We start from the raw sequence: 15,057 nt of genomic DNA on the forward strand, positions 1-15,057 counted from the left end.
CCGGTCCGACCCCGCCACCCCTCGCTCCCCTCCCGGAGACCCCTCATGTCCTCGCCCACGGCGACGGCCCCGACCACCGAGCCGCCGGCCACCCGCCACGTCCTCGTGGCCCTGTCGGGGCTGCTGATGGCCCTGTTCGTGGCGATCCTGTCCTCGACGATCGTGTCCAACGCGCTGCCCCGGATCCTCGCGGACCTCGGCGGCACGCAGGCGCAGTACACGTGGGTCGTCACGGCGTCGCTGCTCGCGATGACCGCGTCCACGCCGATCTGGGGCAAGCTCGCCGACCTCTTCTCGAAGAAGCTGCTCGTCCAGATCGCGATCACGCTGTTCATCGTCGGGTCGATGCTCTGCGGCCTGACGACGAGCACCGAGATGCTCATCGGTTTCCGCGTCGTCCAGGGCCTCGGCATGGGCGGGCTCATGGCGCTGGCCCAGGTCGTGATCGCCGCGATCATCCCGCCGCGCGAGCGCGGCCGGTACTCCGGCTACCTCGGCGCGATCATGGCCGTGGCGACGGTCGGTGGCCCGCTCATCGGCGGCGTCATCGTCGACACCATCGGCTGGCGCTGGTGCTTCTACGTCACCGTGCCGATCGCGGTCGTCGCGCTCGTCGTCCTGCAGCGCACCCTGAGCGTGCCGACGGTCAGGCGCGAGGTGCACATCGACTACGTCGGTGCCGTCCTCATCGCGGCCGGCGTGTCCGCCCTGCTCATCTGGACCTCGCTCGCCGGGCACCAGTTCGCGTGGGCCTCGTGGTCGTCGGTGGTCTGGGTCGGCGGCGGCGTGCTGGCCCTCGTGCTGGCCGTCGTCGTCGAGTCGAGGGTGCGCGAGCCGATCGTCCCGCTGCACCTGTTCCGCAACCCGACGGTCGCGCTGGCCACCGTCGCCGGCCTGTTCGTCGGCGTCGCGATGTTCGGCTCGACGGTCTACCTGTCGCAGTTCTTCCAGCTCGCCCGCGGCGCGACGGCCACCGAGGCCGGCCTGCTCACGCTCCCGATGATCGCCGGGCTGTTCCTCGCCTCCACGATCGTCGGCCAGCTGATCACGCGCTACGGCCGGTGGAAGCCCTACCTCGTCGGCGGCGGCATCCTGCTGACCCTGGGCCTGCTCGGCGAGGGGCTGTTCGTCAGCGCCACCGTCCCCTACGGCCTGCTCGCGGTGTTCATGGCGATGGTCGGTCTCGGGGTCGGCGCCACCCAGCAGAACCTCGTGCTCGCCGTGCAGAACCAGGTCGCGATGAGCGAGATGGGCGCCGCCAGCTCCACCGTCGCGTTCTTCCGCTCGCTCGGCGGCGCCGCCGGTGTGGCCGCGCTCGGCGCGCTGCTCAGCAACCAGGTCACGAGCTCGATCAGCTCCGGGCTCGCCGCGCTCGGCATCCCGGCCTCGGCCACCGCGTCGTCCGGCGGGCAGATCCCGGACCTCGCGGCCCTGCCCGCCCCGGTCCGGACGGTGATCGAGAACGCGTACGGCGACGCCATCGCCACCCTGTTCCTCGCCGCCGCCCCCCTGGCGCTGATCGCGCTGGTCGCGATCCTGTTCCTGCACGAGGTCCCGCTGCGCCGCACGATCGACGTCGAGGAGACCGCGGTGCGGACCGCCGCCGAGGCGGCCGCGGACACCGCATCGCCCGCGGCGGGGGCGAACGCCCGCGCGGCCACCCTGCCCGGCTCCGACGACCCGGACCCCGGCCTCGCCACCGCGCCGGTGCCCGCGGCGCGCCCGATCCTGTCGGGCACGGTGTGCGGCGACGGCGAGCCGGCGACCCGCGCCGTCCTCACCGTGGTGGACGCCGACGGTCGCCAGCTCGGCCGCTCCGTCGCCGATCGCGAGGGGCGGTACGCCGTGTACGCCGGCGCGCCCGGCCGTCCGCACCTGCTCGTCGTCCAGTGGCGCGGCACCCCGCACGTCGAGGCGCTCGGCGGGGCCACCGGCCCGCAGCACCGGGACGTCGCCCTGGCCACCGGCCCCGCGGCGCCGGGTCGGCACGCGATCGACTCCCCGACGGTGTCCCTGGCCGCCGAGCGGTAGCCCCGGCGCGCAGCGGGAGCGGTGACCGAAGGGCCCCTTCGCTCGAGTAGACCGAGCGAAGGGGCCCTTCGCTCAACTCGGGAGCGCGCCCGGCGGAACCGGCGGTGGTCGCCCCTCGACATCTAGTCCGAGCGAAGGGGCCCTTCGCTCGGATCCGCGAGGCGCAGCACCGTCGCGACGAGGTCCGGGGCGTCGGCGTCGAGCCAGCGCACGCGCCCGTCGCGCCGGAACCACGAGCGCTGGCGGCGCACCAGCCGGCGGGTGGCGACGACCGTGCGCCGGCGGGCCTCCTCGAGGTCGATGGTGCCGTCGAGGTGGTCGAGCACCTCGCGGTAGCCCACCGCCCGCGACGCCGTGGCCCCCTCCCGCAGGCCGCGAGCGGCGAGCCGGCGGACCTCGTCGGCCAGCCCGCCCGCCAGCATCCCGTCGACCCGCTCGGCGATGCGGGCGTCGAGCAGCGCGGTGTCGCGGTCGAGGCCCACCAGCACCGCGTCGTGGCGCGGGGTGCCGGGGCGAGGGAGGCTCGCCGCGAACGGGCGACCGGTGAGCTCGACGACCTCGAGCGCGCGGACGATGCGCCGCCCGTTGCTGGCGAGGATGGTCCGCGCGGCGTCCGGGTCGCGGTCGGCGAGGCGGGCGTGCAGAGCCGGCGCGCCGACCTCGGCGAGCTCGGCGTCGAGGCGGGCGCGCAGGGCCGGGTCGGTGCCGGGGAAATCGAGGTCGTCGAGGACCGCCTGCACGTAGAGCCCCGACCCGCCCACCACGAGCGGCACGCGCCCGCGCTCCCGGATCGCGTCGACCGCGGCGCGGGCGTCGCGCTGGTAGGCGGCGACGGTGGCGGTGTCGGTGACCTCGAGGACGTCGAGCAGGTGGTGGGGCACCCCGCGCCGGGCGTCGGGCGGGAGCTTCGCGGTGCCGACGTCCATCCCGCGGTAGAGCTGCATCGCGTCGGCGTTCACCACCTCGGCGCCGTGCCCCCGGCGCGCCAGCTCGTCGGCGAGGTCGAGCGCGAGGTCGGACTTGCCGGTCGCCGTGGGGCCGAGCAGGGCGATCGGGCGGGTCACGCGGTCGAGGTTCCCAGCTCCCACACCGCGACGTGGTACGCGACCCCGTACGGCGCCGAGGTGTGCTCGAGGCGCGCCGAGGCCGGGCGCGGCACGGCCCCCGCGAGCACCTGCCACGGCACCCGCCCGGCGACGAGCAGCTCGTCGGAGAGCGCCGGGTCGAGGCCGGCGAGCGCCGCCGCGTCCCCGGCGGCCAGCGCGTCGGCCACCACCCGGTCGTAGGGCCCGGCGCGCTCGTCGAGGGCGCCGGGCGCCCGCGGGGTGTGGGTGGCCGCGCCGTCGCCGAGCACGAGCAGGACGTCGTGGCCGTCGGCGGCGACGAGCTCCTCCCCCGCCCGCCGCGCGTCCTCGGGGGTCGTGTCGCGCGGCAGGACGCGGGCGTCGATCCGCACCCCGTCGCCGGCCGGCCCCGCCTGGCCCCGCAGCCACCCGGCGACGAGCACCGGCAGCGGCAGCTCGGGGTCGGGCGCGCGCGCCGGGTCCGCCTCGGGGAGGTCCGGTCCGGCGAGGGCGACGCGGACGTCGGCGCCGAAGCCGGCGAACGTGCCGCACGTGTCCGGCGGGTGCGCCGACGCCGCCGGTCCCGCGCCCACGGCGAGCCAGCGGCCGCCGGCCCTGGCCAGGAGGCCGGCCACGGCCCGGCACGCGGCGCGCAGCGCAGCCGTCTCCGCCGCCGCGGCGCCGGCGAGCTCGGCCGCGAGCAGGGGCGGGTGGGGCACCACCGCCGCCGTCACGATCACTGTGCCGAGGCTATCCGCGCGGTGCCGGTCCGGCACGTGCGGCGCTTCCCGCTGCGCCCCCGCCGTGCCCCTCGCCGTGCCCCTCGCCGTGCCCCTCGCCGTGCCCCTCGCCGTGCCCCTCGCCGTGCCCCTCGCCGTGCCCCCGCCGGGGCAGGGAGTTCCGGCCCGGTCGCCGGACCTGCTTGAATGCCCGGACCGTAGGAGCGGGAGGTGTCGGGCTCGATGACCGACGAGCAGGCCGCGGAGGTCCCGGTGGCCTCGGCGGTCACGCGCGCCCCGGAGACCCCGCAGGCCCCGCAGGCCCCGCAGGCCCCTGACGTCATCGACGGGGCGGGCCCCGCCGAGGGTGCCGTCCCCCCGTCCACGCCGGTCGCGAGCGCGCCGACCCCGGGACCCACCGGGAGCGCGCCGTCGTTCCCGTCGGTGAGCTCCGCCGCGAGCGACCCGGGCCGCTGGGGACGCGTCGACGCCGACGGCACGGTGTACGTGACGACGGCCGACGGCGAGAGGGCGGTCGGCTCCTGGCAGGCCGGCGACGCCGCCGAGGGCCTCGCGCACTTCGCGCTGCGCTTCGACGACCTCCGCACCGAGACCGACCTGCTGGTCCGCCGCCTCACCGCCGGGCGCGGGGACGCGCGCGCGATCCTGCGCAGCGCCACCGCCCTGCGGGAGCGTGTCGCCGAGGCCGCGGTCGTCGGCGACGTCGTCGGGCTCGGGCACCGTCTCGACGCCGTCGTCGCCGCCGCCGAGCAGGCCGAGGAGGCCGAGCGCGCGGTCCGCGCGGGTGCGCGCGACGACGCCGTCGCGCGCAAGGAGGCCCTCATCGCCGAGGCCGAGACGCTGGCCGAGGAGACGACGCGCTGGAAGCACGCCGGCGACCGCTTCCAGGCGATGATCGAGGAGTGGAAGTCGGTCAAGGGGATCGACCGCAAGACCGACGACGCCCTGTGGAAGCGCTTCTCCCGGGCGCGCGAGACCTTCGCCCGCCGCCGCGGCGCCCACTTCGCCGAGCTCGACCGGGCCCGCACCGCGGCCAAGGGGCGCAAGGAGGAGCTGGTCGCCGAGGCCGAGTCGCTCGTCGACTCCACCGACTGGGGGCCGACGGCGGGGCGCTACAAGGAGCTCATGGCCGAGTGGAAGGCCGCGGGGCGCACCGGCAAGGAGGCCGACGACGCCCTGTGGGCCCGGTTCCGGGGCGCCCAGGACACGTTCTTCTCCCGCCGGTCGGCGGCGTTCTCCGCCCGCGACGCCGAGTTCGAGGACAACGCGGCGGCCAAGGAGCAGCTGCTCGCCGAGGCCGGGCGCATCGACCTCACCGACGTCGACGCGGCCCGCGCGGCGCTGCGGGACGTGCAGGAGCGCTGGGACGCGATCGGGAAGGTGCCCCGCGAGCGGGTGCGCGAGTTCTCGGCGCGGCTCAAGGAGGTCGAGGACCGGGTGCGCGCCGCGGTCGACCGCCGCTGGCAGGCCACCGACCCCGAGACCGAGGCGCGCGTCGGGCAGTTCCGGGCGCGGGTCGAGCAGTACGAGGCCCAGGCCGCGAAGGCCCACGCTGCGGGCGACCGCCGCCGCGCGCAGGAGGCCGAGCGCCAGGCCGCGCAGTGGCGCGAGTGGCTCGCGGCCGCCGAGGACGCGACCCGGTAGCTACCTCCGCGAGAACGCGTAGCTCGCCCAGCGCACGGCGAGCACGATCATCGCCAGCAGGGCGAGCCACAGCCCGATCCCGGGTCCGGTGCCGGCGCTGGTGTTCTGCGACCAGATCGCCCACAGGCCCGTCACCGACGTGATCGTGCACCCGGCCGCGGTGACGAACACCGCCGGCCAGCGCCTGGTCAGCAGGCAGACCGCGGTGCCGAGCACGCCGAACGCCACCGCGAGCGTGCCGAACAGCCGCGGCAGGCCGGGGACGCCGGGCCGGCCGAGGACGACCTCCCAGCCCGAGGCGCCGAGCCCGGTCCACGGCAGCACGGCGGCGAGGAGCAGCACGAGCACGGCGACGGCGGCGACGAGCGCGCCGGGCCCGAAGTCGACCCGCGTCGAGGGCCGGGGCGGCGCCGGCGGGCGGCCGTCGGTGTCGCGATCGGTGGAGCGGTCGGTCACGGCTCAGACCTCCTGCAGGGTCGCCGAGCAGCCCGCGGGCTCGGGTGCGGCGGCGGGCGGCCCCAGCGTCGGCAGCCCGAGCCCCGTGGTGCGCGGCGTGGTGGGCCGCTGCCCCGCGGCGTGGGCGTCGCCCGCGCGGGTGCGGCGGTGGGTCAGGACGTCCCCGTCGGCGACGACGTGGTGCGGGGCGCCGTAGGTGGCCCGGACGGTGACGACGTCGCCGGGCCGGATCTCGTCGGCGGTGCCCGTCGGGGTGAAGTGCACCAGCCGCCCGTCGCGGGCCCGCCCGCTCATCCGCCGGGTCGCGGTGTCCTTGCGGCCCTCGCCGGTGGAGACGATCAGCTCGAGCTCCCGTCCGACCTGCTCCCGGTTCTGCTGCAGCGAGATGTCCTCCTGCAGCGCGACGAGGCGGTCGTAGCGCTCCTGGACGACCGCCTTCGGCACCTGGTCGGGCAGCGTCGCGGCGGGCGTCCCGGGCCGCGGCGAGTACTGGAACGTGAAGGCCTGGCTGAACCGCGAGGCCTCGACGACGCGCAGCGTCCCGGCGAAGTCCTCCTCGGTCTCGCCGGGGAAACCGACGATGATGTCGGTGGTCAACGCCGCGTCCGGCATCGCGGCGCGCACCTCGTCGACGATGTCGAGGTAGCGCTTCGCGCGGTACGAGCGGCGCATCGCCTTGAGCACCCGGTCCGAGCCCGACTGCAGCGGCATGTGCAGCTGCGGGCACACGTTCGGCGTCTCGGCCATCGCGGTGAGGACGTCGGAGGTGAAGTCGCGCGGGTGCGGGCTGGTGAACCGGACCCGCTCGAGGCCGTCCACCCGCCCGCACGCGCGCAGCAGGTCGGCGAACGCGGTGCGCCCGGTCGCGCGGTCGTCGAACGAGACCCCGTAGGCGTTGACGTTCTGGCCGAGCAGCGTCACCTCGAGCACGCCCTCGGCGACCAGCGCCTCGACCTCGGCGAGGATCTCGCCGGGCCGCCGGTCGACCTCCTTGCCGCGCAGCGAGGGGACGATGCAGAAGGTGCAGGTGTTGTTGCAGCCGACCGAGATCGACACCCAGCCCGCGTAGGCGGAGTCACGGCGGGCGGGCAGGTGGGACGGGAAGGTCTCGAGCGCCTCGAGGATCTCGACCTGTGCCTCGCCGTTGTGCCGCGCGCGCTCGAGCAGCGCCGGCAGCGAGCCGGTGTTGTGGGTGCCGAAGACGACGTCGACCCACGGCGCCTTCGCGACGACGGTGTCACGGTCCTTCTGCGCGAGGCAGCCGCCGACCGCGATCTGCATCCCGGGCCGGCGCGCCTTCTCCGGCGCCAGGCGCCCGAGCTGTCCGTAGAGCTTGTTGTCGGCGTTCTCCCGGACCGCGCAGGTGTTGAACACGACGAGGTCGGCGCCGTCGGCGTCGTCCGTGTGCTCGTAGCCGGCCTCCTCCAGCACGCCCGCGAGGCGCTCGGAGTCGTGCACGTTCATCTGGCACCCGTGGGTGCGGATGTGGAAGCTGCCTGCGGTCATCACCGCCCAGGGTAGGCGCCCGCCACCGGCCCGGTGTGCCGGTGGGCTGGCACGATGCGCGGATGAGCCGGTCCCTTCCTCGCCGCGCGGTGCTGCGCGCCGGGCTGGGTGCGGGGCTGGGTGTGGGGGTGGGTGCGGGACTGCTCGCCGCGGGCTGCGCCCGGCCCGACCCGACGCCCGTCGTCGTCGCGACCGGGGGCCCGCAGGGCGTCTACCGCCACCTCGGGGAGGCGCTGGCCGCGCTGTGGCGCACCGACCCGGGGGTGCCGACGGGGGTGCTGGGCAGCGAGGGGTCGGTCGACAACGTCGGGATGCTCGTGTCGCTGCGCGCGCGGGTGGCGTTCTGCGCGGCGGACGTCGCGGTCGACGGCGCCGTCGACGGGGCGCGGCCGCGGTTCCCGCTGCAGGCGCTGGCGCGGGTGCACGACGACGCGATCCACGTCGTGGTGCCCGCGGAGTCGCCGATCCGCCGGCTCGCCGACCTCGCGGGCCGGCGGGTGTCGGTGGGCGCCCGCAACTCCGGCGTGCTCGTCATCGCGCCGCGCCTGCTCGCCACCGTGGGCCTGACCGCCGAGCGGGACACCGACGCCGTGATGCTCGGTCTCGACGACTCCGCGGCGGCCCTGGAGCGCGGGGAGATCGACGCCTTCTTCTGGTCCGGCGGCGTCCCCACGGCCGGCGTCGACCGCCTGGCCCGCGCCCGCCCCGTCCGCCTCCTCGACCTGGGCGAGGAGACCGCGCGCCTGCGGACGCGCTACCCGGTCTACGACGTCACCACGGTTCCGGCCGGCACCTACGGGCTCGTCGACCCGGTCAGCACCACTACGGTGCGCAACGTCCTGCTGGCCACCGCCGACATGGCGACCGACCTCGCCGCGGCGCTCGTGGGCGCGATGCTCGAGAACCGCGAGGCCCTCGCGGCGGCCGACCCGGCGGGGCGGAGCATCGACCCGCGCACGGCCATCGGGACCCAGCCCGTTCCCCTGCACGACGGCGCCCGTACCGCCTTCCGCGCGGCAAAGGGGTTGTGAAACCGCAACAACCTGACGACGGCGTGACGATTCTGCGCGTTCCACTTGCTCACGGCGCCGTCACGTGTATCACTCTCCGGTCATGTCTGGTCTCGTCGCATCCGCGCCACCTCCGCCGGATGTCCTCGCCTCCGCCGACGGGGCCTCGAGCGGCGTCCTCGCCGGCATCGAGGACGCCATCGACGCCGTGTTCACGCCGATCTCCGACGGCCTGTCCGCCTTCGTCTTCTACGAGATCCCGCTCGGCGGGGACGTCTCGTTCCCGTGGATCGTCGGCTGGCTGATCCTGGCCGCCACCATCTTCACGATCTACTTCGCGGCTCCGCAGTTCCGCAACTTCCGGCTCGCCATCAAGATCACCCGGGGCCGGTTCACCGGGGACGACGAGCCCGGCGAGATCCCGCACTTCCAGGCGCTGACGTCCGCGATCTCCGGCACGGTCGGGCTCGGCAACATCGCCGGCGTCGGCGTGGCCATGACGATCGGCGGCGCCGGTGCGACGTTCTGGATGATCATGGCCGGCCTGCTGGGCATGTGCACGAAGTTCGTCGAGTGCACCCTCGGCGTGCGCTATCGCGAGGTCTACGCGGACGGCACCGTCTCCGGCGGCCCGATGCACTACCTGCGCAAGGGCCTCGCCGAGCGCATGCCCTCGGTCTTCGGACGCAACCTGGGCAAGGTCCTCGCCGTCCTCGCCGCGATCTTCATCCTGTTCTTCGGCGTGGCCGGCGGGAACATGTTCCAGGCCAACCAGACCTTCGCCCAGCTCACCGACGTCACCGGTGGTGAGACCGGAATCCTCGGCGGGGACGGCGCAGCGCTGATCTTCGGGGTCGTGCTCGCCATCTTCGTCGGCTACATCATCTTCGGCGGGGCCCGCTCGCTCGGACGGGTGACGAGCCGCCTGGTGCCCGCGATGGCGATCATCTACGTCGCGGCGTGCCTGACCGTGATCATCGTGAACCTGCCGCTCATCCCGCAGGCGTTCGGAGCGATCTTCACGGGCGCCTTCACCAGCGGGGGCGTGGTCGGCGGCGCCATCGGAGCGCTGATCGTGGGCTTCCAGCGAGCCGCGTTCTCGAACGAGGCGGGCCTCGGGTCGGCGCCGATCGCGCACTCCGCGGTGAAGACCCGCAAGCCGGTGACCGAGGGCTACGTGGCCATGCTCGAGCCGTTCGTCGACACCGTCGTCGTGTGCACGATGACCGCCCTGACGATCATCGTCGCCAACACGCCGTACTGGCGCGAGGCCCAGATCGCCTACGCCACCCAGGACGCGGACCCGGCCGGCGTCACCGTCACGTCGTCGGCGTTCGAGACCGTGCTGCCCTGGTTCCCCTACGTCCTGACACTCGCCGTCGCCCTCTTCGCGATCTCCACGATGATCACCTGGGGCTACTACGGCGACAAGGCCTGGACCTACCTGTTCGGGCGCAGCCCGCTCTCGGAGCGCACCTACATCGGCGTGTACTGCCTGTTCATCGTGGTCGGTTCGGTGCTCACCCTGGGTGCCGTGCTCGACTTCGCCGACTCGGTGCTCTTCCTGCTGGCCCTGGTCAACATCATCGGGCTCTACATCCTCGCCCCGGTGGTCAAGGAAGAGGTCAAGGCGTTCCGCGACGCGCGGCGCAGCGGTGAGCTCGTCGAGATGAGCCCGGCGGACCGCCGGGCCCTGGCCGCCCGCACCGGCGGGAGCGCCGATGCGGGGTCCGCCGGTTCGGCCACGGCGCCGAGCGAGTAGGACCGACGTCCCCGGGCCCGCCCGGGCGGCACGCCGCCGCCCGGGCGGGCCCTGTCGTCGGTGCCCGACCCGCGGGCCCGGGGTCCCGCCGGTTCAGGCCGGCGAGCGCGCGGCGGCCGGGCCGGGGAAGCGCAGCACGACGCGCAGGCCGCCGTCGTCGGGGAGCTCGAGGGCCAGCTCCCCGCCGCCGCGCTCGGTGGCCCGCGCCGCGATCGCGAGCCCGAGGCCGCTGCCGGTGTCGCCCGCGGCCGTGGGGCCCCGCCAGAAGCGGTCGGTGGCCCGGGCGAGCTCGGACGGGTCGAGGCCGGGTCCCTGGTCGCGCACCGCGACCTCCACCGAGCCCTCGACCCGGGCGGTCGAGAGCGTGATCTCCCCGCCGACCGGCGAGTACTTCAGGGCGTTGTCGAGGACGGCGTCGAGCACGGTGGCCAGGAGCACGGGGTCGGAGCTGATGACGAGCCCGCCGGGGCCGCGCCGGGCCAGGCGCCGGCCGTCGTGCTCGGCGAGCACCCGCCAGGCCTCCAGGCGGTCGTCGAGCACGGGGTCGACCCGGACGGGCACGGCGTGGACCGGTCGCCCGTCGGTGCGGGCCAGCTCGAGCAGGGCCTCGAGGACGCCGCCGAGACGGTCGACCTCCTCGAGCGCGGCGGCGTGCTCCTCGCGCAGGGCAGTCATCTGGGTGTCGTCGACCCGCGCGTCCGGCTCGGCGAGGGCGGCGCCGACGTTCTGGAGGCGCAGCCGCAGCGCGGTCAGGGGGTTGCGCAGCTGGTGCCCGGCGTCGGCCACGAACGCCCGCTGCGCCTCGAGCACGGCGGTGACCCCGGCCGCCATCTGGTCGAAGTGCCGGCTGAGGCGCCGCAGCTCCGGGGGTCCCCGCCCCTCCCCCACGGGGCGCGGCGCACGCCCGGCCCGCACCGCCGCGGCGACCTGCGCGGTCCCCGCGTCGAGGCTCTCGACCGGCGCCAGGATCCAGCGCACCACCGGCAGGGCGAGCCCGGCGGCCACCGCCAGCGCGACGAGCCCCGCGCCGGCCAGCACCCCCCAGGCGCCCAGGGTCTCGGCGTGCGCGGGGTCCGGCGGGGAGACCGTCACGGCCGCACCCCGGACCTCCCCGCCGACCAGCACCGGCTCGGCCAGCAGGAGCGGAGCGGTGTCCCAGGGCCACACCGTCGGCAGCGGTTCGGACCGCTGACCGGCCAGCGCCAGCTGGACGCGGCGCTCGGTGCCGCCGGGCACCTCGAGGCGCGAGGCCGCCAGCACCCGCCCGTCGCGGTCGAGGACGACCGCGGCGATCCCGTAGAGCTCGTCGTAGCGCCCGAGCTCCGCGGCGAGCGCCCCCGGCTCGTCGTCGCTGACCGCCCGCTGCGCGAGCGCCGCGAAGCGGGTGGTGTCGCCGAGCCTGTCGGCGAACAGCCGCGACGTCGCCGCGGCCGCCGACGCCGCCGCCAGCGGCACACCCAGGCCGAGCACGAGCAGGCCTGCCAGCACCGAGAAGACGACGAGCAGCCGGGCGCGCACGTCTCAGCCGCCCGCGTCCGGGCGCTCGGCCCGCGCGGCGCCCGGCCTCCCGCCCGCGGCGAGCCGGTAGCCGACACCGCGCACGGTCGCCACCATCCCGGGGCGCGCGAGCTTGGTCCGCAGGGTGGCGACGTGGACGTCGAGGGTGCGGTCCGCACCCGGCCACCGCCGTCCCCACACCTCGCCCACGAGCCGGTCGCGCGTGCACACCGCCCCGTCGGCGTCGGCGAGCAGGGCGAGCACGGCGAACTCCTTGCGCGCGAGCGCGACGTCGGCGCCGTCGACGGTCACGGCGTGGCGGGCGCGGTCGAGCACGACGCCGTCGCCGAGGTCGGTCACCGGGTCCGGGGCGGCCTGCGGTGCCGACGTGCCCCGCCGGCGGCGCACCGCGTGGATGCGGGCGACGAGCTCGCCGACGTCGAAGGGCTTGACCAGGTAGTCGTCGGCGCCGTGGTGCAGCCCGAGGATCCGCTCGTCGACGCTGCCCCGGGCGCTGACGACGATGACCGGGACGTCGCCGGCCTCGCGGATGCGCCGGCACACCTCGAGCCCGTCGACGTCGGGCAGGCCCAGGTCGAGCAGCACCACGTCGGCACCGGCGAGCCGCGGGAGCACCGCGAGCCCGTGGGCGACCCGCTCGACCTGCATCTCGTGGCGCATGAGGGCGGCGCGCAGGGCGGCGGCGACCCGGTCGTCGTCCTCCACGACGAGCACCCGCACGTCGGCCTCCTCCCGCCGCGACCGTCCGGAGTAACCACCGCGTGACGGACGGGTCCGCCAACCCTAAGTCTTCCTCAAGAGCGTGGACGCCCCGTCCCGAGCGCTGGCACCGTCCGTGCACCACCGGTGACGCACGGCACAGCGAGGAGGTCCGCGGCAGATGAGCGACGAGACCGCGCCGAGCGCGGGGCCCGCCCCCGTGCCCATGTCCGGCACGCCGATGGTGCGCATGGCGGGGGTCGACAAGCACTTCGGTGACCTGCACGTGCTGCGCGACATCGACCTCGAGGTCGCCCGCGGGGAGGTCGTCGTCGTCCTGGGGCCCTCCGGCTCGGGCAAGTCGACGCTGTGCCGGGCGATCAACCGCCTCGAGCCGATCGACAACGGCACCGTCGAGATCGACGGCGTCCCGCTGCCCGCCGAGGGCCACGACCTCGCGAAGCTGCGCGCCGACGTCGGCATGGTGTTCCAGCAGTTCAACCTGTTCGCGCACATGACGATCCTCGACAACGTCACCCTCGCGCCGATGCGCGTGAAGGGCGTGGCGAAGGCCGAGGCGCAGGAGCGCGCGCGGGCGCTGCTCGACCGCGTGGGCATCGGTGACCAGTCCGGCAAGTACCCCGCCCAGCTCTCCGGCGGCCAGCAGCAGCGCGTCGCGATCGCCCGAGCGCTCGCGATGCAGCCGAAGGTGATGCTTTTCGACGAGCCGACCTCGGCGCTCGACCCGGAGATGGTCGGCGAGGTCATCGACGTCATGGGCGGCCTCGCGAAGGACGGCATGACGATGGTCGTGGTCACCCACGAGATGGGCTTCGCCCGGCGCGCCGCGCACCGCGTCGTGTTCATGGCCGACGGCGAGATCGTCGAGGACACCACCCCCGACAGCTTCTTCTCCCGGCCCGCCACCGAACGGGCCCGCGACTTCCTCGGCAAGATCCTCACCCACTAGATCGGGAGCCCCCATGAGACGTGCCGTCCCGCTCCGGACCCTCGCGGTCCTCCTCGCGGTGTTCGCGCTGGCGTTCGGCGCCGCGTGCGGTCGCGAGGGCAGCCCCGGCGGCCAGCCGGTCGCGGGGGTGCCGGTCGCGCAGAACGTCCAGGTGCCCGGTTCGCCGACGTTCGAGCGCATGCAGCAGCGGGGCCGCGTCATCCTCGGGGTCAAGAACGACCAGCCGGGCCTGGGCCTGCAGGACCCGACCACCGGGCAGTACACCGGGTTCGACGTCGAGATCGGCCGCATGGTCGCCGCCGGCCTGGGCTTCGGGCCGGAGCAGATCGAGTACCGGGTGGTGCCCTCGGCCGCCCGCGAGGACGCGATCTCGCGGGGCGACGTCGACATGTACGTCGGTACCTACACCATCAACGACAGCCGCAAGCAGCGTGTCGCGTTCGCCGGCCCGTACTTCGTCGCCGGTCAGGACCTGCTGGTGCGCGCCGACGACCAGTCGATCACCGGGCCGCAGACGCTGCAGGGCAAGCGGGTCTGCTCGGCGACCGGCTCGACGCCGATCCAGCGGGTCCGCGAGCAGAACCTGACCCAGAACGTGGTCGAGTTCCAGAACTACTCGCAGTGCGTCGACGCGCTGCGCTCGGGCCAGGTCGACGCGGTGACCACCGACAACGCGATCCTCGCCGGCTACGCGGCCCAGACCCCCGGTGAGCTGCGCGTGGTCGGGCAGGTGTTCTCCTCCGAGCCGTACGGCGTGGGCCTGCCCCGCGACGACGCCGCCCTGCGCAACAAGGTCAACGACATCCTCCAGACCGCCATGGACGACGGGACCTGGCAGCGGCTCTACGACCAGACGCTCGGCCAGTCGGGCACCCCGGCGCCCGCGCCGCCGGCCATCGAGCGCTACTAGGACCGTCGGCGCTCCGCGCCCGGGAGGCCCGCCCTGCTCCGGCACGGCGGGCCCTCCCGGGACCGGACCAAGGGAGGCGCACAGGCATGAGCGTCCTGCTGGACAACCTGGACCAGTACCTGACCCGCTTCGGCGGCACGATCGGGCTCTTCGTGCTCTCGGCGATCGCCTCGCTCGTGCTGGGCGTCCTGCTGGCCGCGCTGCGGGTCAGCCCCGTGCCGGCCATGCGTGCGGTCGGCACCGGCTACGTGACCCTGCTGCGGAACACGCCGCTGACCCTGGTCCTGTTCTTCTTCGCCCTCGGGTTCCCGCGGATCTTCTTCGACCTCCCGTTCTTCGTCCTCGCCGTCCTGGGGCTCTCGCTCTACACCGCCGCGTTCGTCTGCGAGACCGTCCGCGGCGGGATCAGCACCGTGCCCGCCGGCCAGGCCGAGGCGGCGCGCGCCCTCGGGCTCGGGTTCGTCCCGACGCTGACCCTGGTGGTGCTGCCGCAGGCCGTCCGCACGGTCGTGCCCCCGCTGACCAGCGTGCAGATCGCGCTGCTCAAGAACACCACGGTCGCCGCCGGGTTCTCCGTGTTCGAGGCGGGCGGCTTCTACCGCGCCGTGAACGAGCAGGGCGGCTCCACCCTCATCGCGCTGCTCTGGGTCGCGCTGGGCTTCGTCGTCCTCGTCGTCCCCCTGACCGTGCTGCAGCGCCGCCTCGAGAAGCGCTGGAGCGTGAGCCGGTGAGCCCGCGCACGAAGGA

Annotated in this window: 13 protein-coding genes; 7 read left to right on the forward strand and 6 right to left on the reverse strand. The window is 75.2% G+C overall.

Annotated elements, in window-relative coordinates; genetic code table 11:
• The first annotated feature begins 45 nt into the window (after window positions 1–45).
• Window positions 46–2,031, forward strand: coding sequence for an MDR family MFS transporter (locus ACYX4T_RS09155; RefSeq protein WP_476014227.1), 1,986 nt, complete (start codon window positions 46–48; stop codon window positions 2,029–2,031).
• Window positions 2,032–2,153: 122 nt separating this feature from the next.
• Here ACYX4T_RS09155 and miaA read toward each other — a convergent pair whose 3' ends face one another.
• Together miaA and ACYX4T_RS09165 are read right to left on the reverse strand one after the other, a co-directional pair.
• Complete coding sequence (gene miaA, locus ACYX4T_RS09160) at window positions 2,154–3,095, reverse strand: tRNA (adenosine(37)-N6)-dimethylallyltransferase MiaA (protein ID WP_476014228.1); 942 nt, start codon at window positions 3,093–3,095, stop codon at window positions 2,154–2,156.
• Window positions 3,092–3,835 (reverse strand): class III extradiol ring-cleavage dioxygenase family protein, encoded by a 744-nt coding sequence (locus ACYX4T_RS09165; protein WP_476014229.1) that lies wholly within the window; start codon window positions 3,833–3,835, stop codon window positions 3,092–3,094. The genes miaA and ACYX4T_RS09165 overlap by 4 nt, the downstream gene beginning before the upstream one ends.
• A 222-nt stretch (window positions 3,836–4,057) precedes the next feature.
• Between ACYX4T_RS09165 and ACYX4T_RS09170 the strand changes: the two genes are divergently transcribed.
• Window positions 4,058–5,479 carry a DUF349 domain-containing protein gene (locus ACYX4T_RS09170; protein ID WP_476014230.1) on the forward strand — a complete coding sequence of 474 codons (1,422 nt, stop codon included), beginning with the start codon at window positions 4,058–4,060 and terminating at the stop codon, window positions 5,477–5,479.
• Here the strand turns inward: ACYX4T_RS09170 and ACYX4T_RS09175 are convergent, their stop codons facing one another.
• Together ACYX4T_RS09175 and miaB are read right to left on the reverse strand one after the other, a co-directional pair.
• Complete coding sequence (locus tag ACYX4T_RS09175) at window positions 5,480–5,935, reverse strand: Rv2732c family membrane protein (protein ID WP_476014231.1); 456 nt, start codon at window positions 5,933–5,935, stop codon at window positions 5,480–5,482. It lies immediately after the preceding gene.
• Window positions 5,936–5,938: 3 nt separating this feature from the next.
• Window positions 5,939–7,441: a tRNA (N6-isopentenyl adenosine(37)-C2)-methylthiotransferase MiaB gene (gene miaB, locus ACYX4T_RS09180; protein WP_476014232.1), complete on the reverse strand. Its 1,503-nt coding sequence runs from the start codon at window positions 7,439–7,441 to the stop codon at window positions 5,939–5,941.
• 62 nt (window positions 7,442–7,503) lie between these two features.
• On the opposite strand from miaB, the gene ACYX4T_RS09185 reads away from it, so the two are divergent.
• The gene (locus tag ACYX4T_RS09185; protein WP_476014233.1) at window positions 7,504–8,472 is read left to right on the forward strand and encodes a TAXI family TRAP transporter solute-binding subunit; all 969 of its coding nucleotides are present in this window, start codon (window positions 7,504–7,506) and stop codon (window positions 8,470–8,472) included.
• Between the two features lie 82 nt (window positions 8,473–8,554).
• Entirely contained in the window at window positions 8,555–10,213 is a 1,659-nt protein-coding gene (locus tag ACYX4T_RS09190) for an alanine/glycine:cation symporter family protein (protein ID WP_476014234.1), read from the forward strand.
• A 93-nt stretch (window positions 10,214–10,306) separates the two neighbouring features.
• Here the strand turns inward: ACYX4T_RS09190 and ACYX4T_RS09195 are convergent, their stop codons facing one another.
• Both ACYX4T_RS09195 and ACYX4T_RS09200 read right to left on the reverse strand, forming a co-directional pair.
• Entirely contained in the window at window positions 10,307–11,731 is a 1,425-nt protein-coding gene (locus tag ACYX4T_RS09195) for a sensor histidine kinase (RefSeq protein WP_476014235.1), read from the reverse strand.
• A 3-nt stretch (window positions 11,732–11,734) separates the two neighbouring features.
• Window positions 11,735–12,451, reverse strand: a complete 717-nt coding sequence (locus ACYX4T_RS09200; protein WP_476014236.1) for a response regulator transcription factor — start codon at window positions 12,449–12,451, stop codon at window positions 11,735–11,737.
• 220 nt (window positions 12,452–12,671) lie between these two features.
• Between ACYX4T_RS09200 and ACYX4T_RS09205 the strand changes: the two genes are divergently transcribed.
• From ACYX4T_RS09205 to ACYX4T_RS09215, 3 genes are all read left to right on the forward strand, one after another.
• A complete protein-coding gene (locus tag ACYX4T_RS09205; protein WP_476015221.1) occupies window positions 12,672–13,400 on the forward strand; it encodes an amino acid ABC transporter ATP-binding protein in 729 nt (242 codons plus the stop codon).
• Window positions 13,401–13,413: 13 nt separating this feature from the next.
• A complete protein-coding gene (locus ACYX4T_RS09210; RefSeq protein ID WP_476014237.1) occupies window positions 13,414–14,310 on the forward strand; it encodes a glutamate ABC transporter substrate-binding protein in 897 nt (298 codons plus the stop codon).
• An 86-nt stretch (window positions 14,311–14,396) separates the two neighbouring features.
• A complete protein-coding gene (locus tag ACYX4T_RS09215; RefSeq protein WP_476014238.1) occupies window positions 14,397–15,041 on the forward strand; it encodes an amino acid ABC transporter permease in 645 nt (214 codons plus the stop codon).
• The last annotated feature ends 16 nt before the right edge of the window (window positions 15,042–15,057 follow it).

Source organism: Actinomycetospora sp. ABD4_176, assembly GCF_056311855.1.

Excerpts from the sequence above, each read along its gene's own strand:
- ACYX4T_RS09210 (WP_476014237.1), top strand. The coding sequence starts at position 13,414 with ATGAGACGTGCCGTCCCGCTCCGGACCCTCGCGGTCCTCCTCGCGGTG.
- ACYX4T_RS09170 (WP_476014230.1), top strand. The coding sequence starts at position 4,058 with ATGACCGACGAGCAGGCCGCGGAGGTCCCGGTGGCCTCGGCGGTCACG.
- ACYX4T_RS09185 (WP_476014233.1), top strand. The coding sequence starts at position 7,504 with ATGAGCCGGTCCCTTCCTCGCCGCGCGGTGCTGCGCGCCGGGCTGGGT.
- ACYX4T_RS09155 (WP_476014227.1), top strand. The coding sequence starts at position 46 with ATGTCCTCGCCCACGGCGACGGCCCCGACCACCGAGCCGCCGGCCACC.
- ACYX4T_RS09190 (WP_476014234.1), top strand. The coding sequence starts at position 8,555 with ATGTCTGGTCTCGTCGCATCCGCGCCACCTCCGCCGGATGTCCTCGCC.
- miaB (WP_476014232.1), bottom strand. The coding sequence starts at position 7,441 with ATGACCGCAGGCAGCTTCCACATCCGCACCCACGGGTGCCAGATGAAC.
- ACYX4T_RS09215 (WP_476014238.1), top strand. The coding sequence starts at position 14,397 with ATGAGCGTCCTGCTGGACAACCTGGACCAGTACCTGACCCGCTTCGGC.
- ACYX4T_RS09205 (WP_476015221.1), top strand. The coding sequence starts at position 12,672 with ATGGTGCGCATGGCGGGGGTCGACAAGCACTTCGGTGACCTGCACGTG.